Raw genomic sequence first — 9,016 nt, 5'->3', positions numbered from 1 at the left:
CCGTTTGAAACCTCGTCCTCTAGAAAAGGTTCCATGACGACGGTGTCTACTGAGAGCTTGACATCCTCGGCAGAGTCGCTGACTCCTTTGAAAAAGGCAATGTTGGCCTTTATCAGCCCCAGCCAGGCATCCGCAAGATCTCCTTGCGCCCCATAAAATCCCTTAATCGATTTTGCGCCATTTCCCTGAAGCTCATCATCCATGTTGACAATGGCTTCAAATTCTTTTTTGAGCGCGGTGATTTGCTTTTCAAGTTCTTCATATTGCTTGGCGCGTTCCTTCATGGCCGCTATCAGTGTACTATGTTCATAAATTTTGGCATTTGCCATTGTATCAGGCCCTTCCCTGTTTATTTCCTGGTTATCGCCTCGTTCTGATGCTGCATTAAATCAGCATCTGCTTTTGTATCCTCGTTTTTTTGGGATGATAGCATATCGCATTTGGCCAATAATGCTATACTTCCATCCCCATGACTGGTGAAAACCAGTTAGTACTGCCGGAATAATGTTTAGCAGGAGCATGCAGTGTTAAAATTTCTAAATTTTTTTTAACAGCTGACTGTTTACACTTAAACGCTTGAGCTTTATCTCCAGCTCCCATTACATACCATATTGCTCAAATCTTATAAATAATGGCCGACATTCTAAAAATCTTCTCCCATTGATCCCTGAATAATTGAACATACCTAAACGGTTATTCTATATTAGTAGAATAACAGCACATTCAATCATTTCCATATTTTACATTATAGGGTACATAGTTGTTTAAATTAATAGGAAATTTGACTTCTTTTCAATCATCCAAAACAGGTAAATAGTCACAAAGAAAACACCTCTCCTCAAAAAAGGGAAGTGTTCATCGCATACCATATCTATGTGTTTTTCAGCGTCAGCTTTCTTACGTGTATCTATGAGAACCAGGAGGCCAATATGCATTAATAAATCATATAAAAAAGATCTTATTAAGGGGATCATGAGTTACCAGAATGAAAGTATTACTGAGATTGCAGACTTCCACACCCTTCTTGTTAATTGCACCTCTGATCATGTGCCCAAGTAATGGGTTTCCAGCTCACTTTCAATAATTTCACTATCTATACAATTAACAAAGTATGTTTTTGAATTCGGCCCGGAACTTACAGAAGCAGATAAGGTTTCATTTTTAAAGTGAAGAGCCGCACCGTCATCAGCCCCATAGCCCCCTTTTATTTTGCCTTCTAAGATTAATTGGTGATAGGAATGCTTTCTTTTGCTTTCTCCGTCATAATGGGGACAATTGCTGCCCTTTAAAAGCCCTAACCCATCCAATTTATACAAAGGGGCATTCAGAGGGTCTGTTAATCCTTCTTCGAACCAGCATATGGAACCGGCACTTAATCCTGCAAGAATAACTCCATTTTCATATGCCTTTTTCAAAATCCTATCTAATCCCCATTCTTTCCATAGTACAAGCATATTTCTCGTATTTCCGCCGCCGACATAAATGACATCTTGCTCAAGAACATAGTTTTCTAAATCGGTAAATTCCGGCTCAAACAAAGATAAGTGGGATGGCTGGCAAGGAAGATTGTTAAAGGCTTTATAAAATCTCTCAATATAATTTGTTTGATCTCCGCTTGCTGTTGGAACAAAACATACCTTAGGTGAGTTTTGCTTCACTTGAGCTAATATGTACCTATCAAGTAAAAGGTTGTCCGGCTCCATAGAAAAACCCCCGCCGCCCATTGCAATAATCTGTCTCATTGTCCATGCCTCCACTCTTACTTCATTGATATATTGGGTGGTCATCTTACTATTAAACTGCCTTGTTTGTTTAACAAACTCTTACACTAAACTATACCATAAAATGGATATCACCCTCTGCAGGTTCTCAGAATGACAGCATACTAATAGTCCTTACAGGAATCCCCAGACCATTTCGCTAAATCTATAGACATGAAAAAAGCCATACTTATTCTCGAAAATGTGAATAAGTACGGCATTTTTCTGTTTAGGAAATCCCAGAATCGGCAATGTTCATAAAATCCGGTTTCCGTTCAGGTTATACGGTAAAGCTCTGTGAAAGCTTTTGAATCTGCTCGATACTTCCCTGCTGGTTTTTTGCATTTTCTTGTGCTTCTTTGATGGCCAGTGAAACTTCTGACACGTTCTCGAGGATTTCTTCGGCACCTGATGCTGCTTGCTGAGACGTGGAGGATACCATTTGAATGGCTGAATTTACTTCTTGTATGGCATTCGCCATTTCGTCTGAAGATTGAGCAATTCCATTAGACATCTCGCTTATATATTCTGCGTCTTTTTCATATTGAACGCCGATGTGAACCATTTTTTCAAGATCCGGTTTTACCTTTTTATCCATATACTCCAAAATGTCTTTTGCATTGATGGTGAGATTTGTAAATGCCGTCTGCACCTGCCCAGTCACATTGCGGATGTTTTCCACTGATTTTGTGGACTGTTCAGCGAGCTTGCGTATTTCTTCCGCTACTACAGAAAATCCCTTACCGGCTTCTCCCGCTCTTGCTGCCTCGATGGAAGCATTTAGAGCAAGTAAATTGGTCTGTCCGGCAATGCTTCCGATGGTATCTGCCAGAATTTTTATTTCTTCCACGACTTTCACTTCATCTATCGCTTTCGTAATTTTTTCTTCCTGGCTTGTATAAATATTGTAGGAAGCAATGGCAGAGTTTTTGGCATCTTCTCTTACCTGTGAAGCCCTTGATTTGATTTCCTCAGCGATGCTTTCCCCTTCGTTTGCCTTTACGGCCAATTGCCTTGTTGATGTTTCTATGCTTTCTGCGGAAGCCCCTAATTGCTGGGCAGCTGCGCTTAATTCAATAGAGCCTGCTGTCATCTCCGTGGTAGTTTCTTTAATATCCTGCATGATATAAATAAGCTCTGTCATGATGGCAGTGAGTTCATCAGAATTTCCATCTGCCTGTTCGATTCTTTCTTTCAGATCAGCAATAAAATGCGCCACTGTATTTCCTGCATCATGCAGGGAACGAATCAGAGAACCTTCATAGCCATTTGTATCCGTGACTTCTGCTAAATTCCCTGCTTCCATTGCTTTCGCATATTCTTTTACCTTTTTCATATTATTAGCCAGGATAAATGATACCCAGGCGCCTAATCCGATGATAAGTGCTGCACAGATCAGTAATAGTGTGATTTCCATATCCCGGTTTTTGCATAATGAAATGAGAATCACGCAAATTCCTATTAAAACGGAAGGAGCCATAATGATTTTATACGGGCTCGCCTCCGCTGCTTTCGCTGATTTCTTGCCTGCCAAGTTTCTCACTCCTTAATATTTAAACAATAATGCGCACGATGCGGTGCCTGCGCCAACAGACCAGAACACGACATAATCGCCTCTTCGGATTCTGCCGCTGCTCACTGAACGTTCAAACGCCATGAAAGGGCTGGCAGCGCCAGTATAGCCATATTCAGTCCCTGTTATAGGGAATTTTTCTATACTTTCATTCAGTGCTTCCTGTATTTTATAGATATTTTTCCGGGAAAGCTGGGATAAGCAGTAGGCAGAAACATCTGCAGCCTGCAAGTTGTTTCTTTTTAATAATGTTTCAATCAGCTCCAGGGTGGACGTAAATGCCCGGTCATTGCTGACATTTTCCCATTGAACCCTTTTGTCAAAGTCACTTGTCTGTTCGTCATACATGTTGGATATTCCGCAGGCGGGAAAGACAATCTTTTCAATGGATTCGGTATTGACACTAAAAATCGAATCGACAAAACCGCTTACGCTATTTTCGTTTTTTTCTAAGATGATCGCACTGGCTCCATCTCCAAAGCTTGCATAAGTAACCGCTTCTTCACGCCTGCTGAATCTGTGCATCACCTCAGAGCCGACAATCAATGCACGCTGTATATGCGGATTTGCTGTCATATTCCGGCTCACCTGCTCTGCAGCTATGATCATTCCGGCACATGCGGCATTCATGTCATACACAACTGCTTCTTTTTTCCCGCCAATCACATGATGAACGGCTGCTGAATTCGGCGGCCACAAATACTCAGGAGTACCAGAAACAAAAACTATCATATCCATGTCCTGTCCGGTCATGCCTGCTTTTTCAAGGACAATTTTAGATGCCTCAACCGCCATCGTTAATGCATTTTCTGATTCATCTGCGACATATCTGTTTTCTCTTCCAAGTGCATCCAGCAGACGGGTAATATCAGAACCTTGCTTGTTAAAATGATTGATATAATCTTGATTATTTACAGCATTTTCCGGGTGGTATACAGATACTTCCTTCAGTACGATGCTCGCTGCCATTATAGATGCTCTCCTTTATTTATTAAGTGATTGATTTCGAGCCGCATATGCAGCCCGTAGTCTTATTTACTGGTTCGTAGAAATGCTGTATGCATCCTGCAGGCTATCCACAAACTGGCCGGTAAAACCTGTATTTTTGGCAATTCTCTTCAGCTGCAGCCGCGGTGTGACATTCAATGGCTTTACCATGAGTATTTTTTTGAACCCAAGGCTCATATACAAAGCATAGCTTTGCTCCAGGACAGGCAGTATCGAATGCTTAAACGTCCTCAATTCAGAGGAATTCACAATTAATGTGAAATCATTCACATTTAATTTTGCAGTTTCTTGTTTTAACAAATCAACAAAGTTGGAAGCTTTATCTGTTTCAGCAAAACCGCCCAGTGTAATAATGAATGCTTTCGCTTTTTGATTGGTCTCAAATAACGCCATGAATCAACGATCCTCTCTTTACTAATCTATATAAAATGGTGACCATTTCTTTATCGGCTTACTTTTCATTATTTACAGCTAACGGGGCAAAATCATTTTTCCAGAAAAACATTTTGGAAAATTAGCATAAAACTGAATTCGGGGAAACGAGCTGATTTTTGTACACAAAAACGGCAGGCACTGATTAAGTGCCTGCCGCTTAGTGAACTTCTTCTGTTTTCGGACCTTAGCTGATCATTTAGTCTCTGCCAAAACCTCTTTGGGAAGTTACATGATTTTTTTCATCATTCTCTAAAAGACCCTTCTCATTTTTTCCCTCGCCATCAAATCCATCGTTATGATCTGTGTCCGGGTGTGGGACATAACCATATTCTCTTTCACTTTTATCTTTATCATCTGTTCCGTCCAGATTATTACCGTAATCTGTGCCGAGACTGTCATTCCCGCGAGGGCCACCGGCCGTATCATGGAACGGTTCTTTGTTCATGCCATTGATATTATCTGTTTCAAGGCTGTCCTGTAATTTGCCTGTTCTTGGATTATTATAAGAAGCAGTATTCCCGCTATCATCCAAACCTGAAGAATTACTTATGCTGCCGGCCGTTCTCGAACCATCTGTCTGGAAATCTTCCACACTCTTCGTTCTCAGGCCATCTTGTGAAGCTGTTTCCGTACTGTCATCCTGCAAGCCCCTACTAGCAGAAGCTGCATTGCCTGTGAAGGCATTCACAGTGCCAGTATCACTGCTGTCATTTCTGATAGCAGATCTTACTACGGCATCATTCGCTGCATCAATGTCTACAGCCAGAAGGAATTTTCCGTCTTTGAGGTCAGCAGAATATGCATCAAGTTCATTTCTGGGAATATTCAAGTCTGCAAATTTATCGCTTTCCGATCCTGGAGTGTCATCCATAACAAAGTATTCTTTTAATCGATCCCAAAAAGATTCATGCTGCTTCCCATCATCAGCAGAACTTGTCACAACAGTGCCTGTTTTGTTTTCTACATAATCGGTATCTTCTCTATTCGTAATAACCGAGATGTTTCCGGCATCATACCCTCTTGAAGTCAAGCCTTCGATTGCATTAACAGTCTCTTCAGATGAATCATAAACTCCAACAATACTTTTTGCCATGATAACTTCCTCCTTTAAAATATTGGATGAATTTCCATAGTCGTTATTGACTTTCTAGAATATTTATACCCGTGCTATATCATGATAAACAGGAAGGGAATGATTCCCACCATGTTCCAGCACATTACAGCCCCTATTGCACCCTTCAAGAAAGCGGCTGATTTTTTCCGCAAAAAAAGAGACACCCCTATGGATGTCCCGGCTTAAAAACGGATTGATTTAAAATTTAAGTGTGATTAATCTGCAAGACCAAAATACTTCCTTGCTATCTCAGTAAATTCCTTTTGACCTACTTCCTTTTTTTCAGGTTTCCCATCTCTCCATTCGGTAAATGAACTTTCTGTTAAAGTTGCATTTCCGCGATCTGTCATCATAGTAATCAGTTTTTTCTTGTTAAAAGGAGATTCCGGATGCTCCAATATGATTTTTTGAACATCATTCAGTTCAGCTGCATCCTCCACCGCTTGGGCAGAATCAAAGGCATATCCTTTCTTCCACTCTTTATCTTTATCCCTCAGTTTCATATAAAAGATATAATCGCCGTAATCACTTTCTTCTTTTTTAACACAAAATTCCCCATTTGCAGACGGAGTCGTTTCTCCCGTCAATGGAACAGGCCTTAATGGCAGGTTTCCGCCAAATCCGGTATCTGCAAGGAAAACCTGTCCATCATGTGTGATCAGATTTGTCACATGTGTTTTGCCGATCGTATTCCACCGCTGATTCTGCTGATCAAATATCACCCCTCGAACAAGAGTAATATCAAACCCGTTTTCTGCTAAAAAGAAATAAAGGAGGGCATTCAGTTCATAGCAAAGCCCGCCTTCATTTTTTAAAAGCAATTTATTTATTAAGTTTTCTTTCGTAATCTCTGTTGTTCGATTACCGATAATGCACAAATTTTCAAAAGGAATACTTTTCGCCGTTTTTTCAAGAATGATATTCAGTTTTTCAAAAGTAATTTCTTCATGTTCAGGGAAACCGATTCTTCTGCGAAATAATGTATTCAGATTGCTCATTCGTTTCTCCCCCATTCTGGCCGGGATACTCTCCTTACAACCCATTTTATTATAGCATGATAGAAAATAAGGGTGAACCCAGATACCTCCTTGGATTCACCCTTATTTCACACTCTTAATGATATGATCCGCTGCCTTGCGCTCTCTCAATACTTGATCCATATATCTGGTGAACAATGATTCACCTGAATAGGACAGGCATAAATATTCCTTGGCCCGGGTCATGCCGATATAAAGAAGTGAGACTTCCCTTTCTTCGTCTTCTTCAAGAGGAAACGGCATACTTTCCGTATTAACAATAAACACGGCACGGTAATCAAGCCCTTTGCTGCTGTCAATGGTGCTGATTTTGATTTTTCCGTCATCCTTTTCAAAGGAGCGCTTAGTACGGTCATTTTCAGTCAGCCAAAAATACGGCAATCCCTCTTTATCCAACGCCTTTTTTATCAGATCAATAACAGGATGCTGATTAGTTCGCTTTACCCTGTAAAGGATGAGGATGTCATCAAGCGGGATTTTTTTCTCCATATGCAGCTTTTTAATCTGGCGGGCTACAATCCTCATTTCTTCATGAATGCTTGCCGCCTTTACAATACCCGGCTCTGGCCCTTTCCGCTTCGTGCTTTGAGGTGAAATAATTTCGCCTTCAAGTTCCCGATTTACTACTTTATCCTTTAAAACTGAATGCTCACGATAGAAATCCCAGGCAAACTTCACAATCTGGGAAGTGTTTCGGTAATTGATGGATAAAATCTTGGATCTCCCCTGAAAACTCAAGCCTGTATCCTTCACATACGCCCGCTTGCGGCGATATATGGTCTGGGCACGATCCTCGACAAGAAGGAGTGACTGGGTATCCTGATTAATTAAAAGACTTGCAAGCTTCAGCCAGTCTGACTCAAAATCCTGGCCTTCATCTATTAACACAGCATCATATGTGGGAAGAATGCTCTCGCCGCTCTTAATTTTCTCAATCATTTCCGGCAGCTGCTGTTCCCGTATTTTCAGATCCTGCTTGAGCCAGGAATGAAAGTTCCGGATAATAATATTTTGATGATTACGCGGTGAACCGCCATCTTGTTCATTGAAATCAAAGTCAAACAAATCCTCTGGCTCATTCATCATCGCTGTGACAATCTGCTGAATAAAATTTGAAAGAGAGATATTATAGCAGAGAATTAGTATTTTCCAATCAGGATGCTGCTTTGAAAGCATTTTTGCCCGGCTCGCAAGAATTAATGTCTTGCCGCTTCCTGCAACGCCCCGTATCAATCTATTTTTATCTCCAATTTGCTTAGCCAGGTTTTCCTGATGCAAATCCATGGTTTTAATATCATGAAGAGACAAAAGAAGCTGGTCCTGATAAGGAACCGGAGCTTTAAATTCAGCGCTGATCCGAACCTCAGGAAAGAGATGGTACCTGATTGAATTGATTTCCTGAAACGTGAGCGGTTCCCTTAGCCGAAACGGAACGACAAACATATTCAATATCTTTTCCATTAAAATTTCTTCTGAAAATCCTTCTTTTTCCGGATCAATTTCATCACGTGTCAGGCAGAGCGATGGCTCAATCACCTGGTACAGGCCGTCTTTTACCATATCACTCGAGCGCAGACGAGTAAAAACCGCTCCATATCCGTAAGGAAATTTCAGCTGGAACTGGTACTTTCCCTCAAGCTGGACCAAATCTTTATCTTTCTTCAGAACATCCACAATGTGGAACATATAATCTCTTGCCTGTTTCAAAGGGCTTTTTACTACAGTCTGCTCCCCGGAAGAAGTACTGACAATCTGCCACTGATCATGGTTAATCTGCAGAAGTGTATTTCGTGTATAATCCTTCACTTCTAGCACGACAATGCCAAGATCAGGACCGATAATAATAAAATCCGGTCTTTTCCCCTGAATTTCCGCTTCATAGTACACAATATAGTCATCCGGAAGATAAGACTTAAGCGTTTGAAATAAAAGCCTTTCTCCAGCAGTTGCCGATGACCTGATTGACTCCGGTATGGTAATAGCCATCCTACCCGCTCCAATAATCTGTCATTTTCCTTCATTATACAATATTTTCTTACAATAATTGCACAATTGTGGAATATATAGGATTATTATTGGGCCACAGCAT

General features: G+C 40.9%; 8 protein-coding genes. All 8 read right to left on the bottom strand.

Annotated elements, in window-relative coordinates:
* The coding region (locus BIV59_RS16710) for a T7SS effector LXG polymorphic toxin (RefSeq protein WP_240501931.1) at window positions 1–329 on the bottom strand (329 nt) is incomplete at its 3' end.
* Between the two features lie 714 nt (window positions 330–1,043).
* Entirely contained in the window at window positions 1,044–1,742 is a 699-nt protein-coding gene (locus tag BIV59_RS16705; protein ID WP_071352591.1) for a Type 1 glutamine amidotransferase-like domain-containing protein, read from the bottom strand.
* Window positions 1,743–2,040: 298 nt separating this feature from the next.
* Window positions 2,041–2,853, bottom strand: a complete 813-nt coding sequence (locus BIV59_RS24495; protein ID WP_481747445.1) for a methyl-accepting chemotaxis protein — start codon at window positions 2,851–2,853, stop codon at window positions 2,041–2,043.
* Between the two features lie 453 nt (window positions 2,854–3,306).
* On the bottom strand, window positions 3,307–4,302 hold the full coding sequence (locus BIV59_RS16695; RefSeq protein ID WP_071352590.1) for a 3-oxoacyl-[acyl-carrier-protein] synthase III C-terminal domain-containing protein: 996 nt from the start codon (window positions 4,300–4,302) through the stop codon (window positions 3,307–3,309).
* 66 nt (window positions 4,303–4,368) lie between these two features.
* The gene (locus BIV59_RS16690; protein WP_071352589.1) at window positions 4,369–4,734 is read right to left on the bottom strand and encodes a hypothetical protein; all 366 of its coding nucleotides are present in this window, start codon (window positions 4,732–4,734) and stop codon (window positions 4,369–4,371) included.
* Between the two features lie 238 nt (window positions 4,735–4,972).
* Entirely contained in the window at window positions 4,973–5,869 is an 897-nt protein-coding gene (locus BIV59_RS16685) for a YflT domain-containing protein (RefSeq protein ID WP_071352588.1), read from the bottom strand.
* Window positions 5,870–6,105: 236 nt separating this feature from the next.
* Complete coding sequence (locus BIV59_RS16680; RefSeq protein WP_071352587.1) at window positions 6,106–6,888, bottom strand: arylamine N-acetyltransferase family protein; 783 nt, start codon at window positions 6,886–6,888, stop codon at window positions 6,106–6,108.
* A gap of 102 nt (window positions 6,889–6,990) precedes the next feature.
* Window positions 6,991–8,913, bottom strand: a complete 1,923-nt coding sequence (locus tag BIV59_RS16675; protein WP_071352586.1) for a 3'-5' exonuclease — start codon at window positions 8,911–8,913, stop codon at window positions 6,991–6,993.
* Window positions 8,914–9,016 lie beyond the last annotated feature (103 nt).

It is taken from the genome of Bacillus sp. MUM 13 (assembly GCF_001866725.1).
Taxonomy (GTDB): Bacteria; Bacillota; Bacilli; order Bacillales; family DSM-1321; genus Peribacillus.
This window is presented reverse-complemented; position numbering and strand designations above follow the sequence as displayed.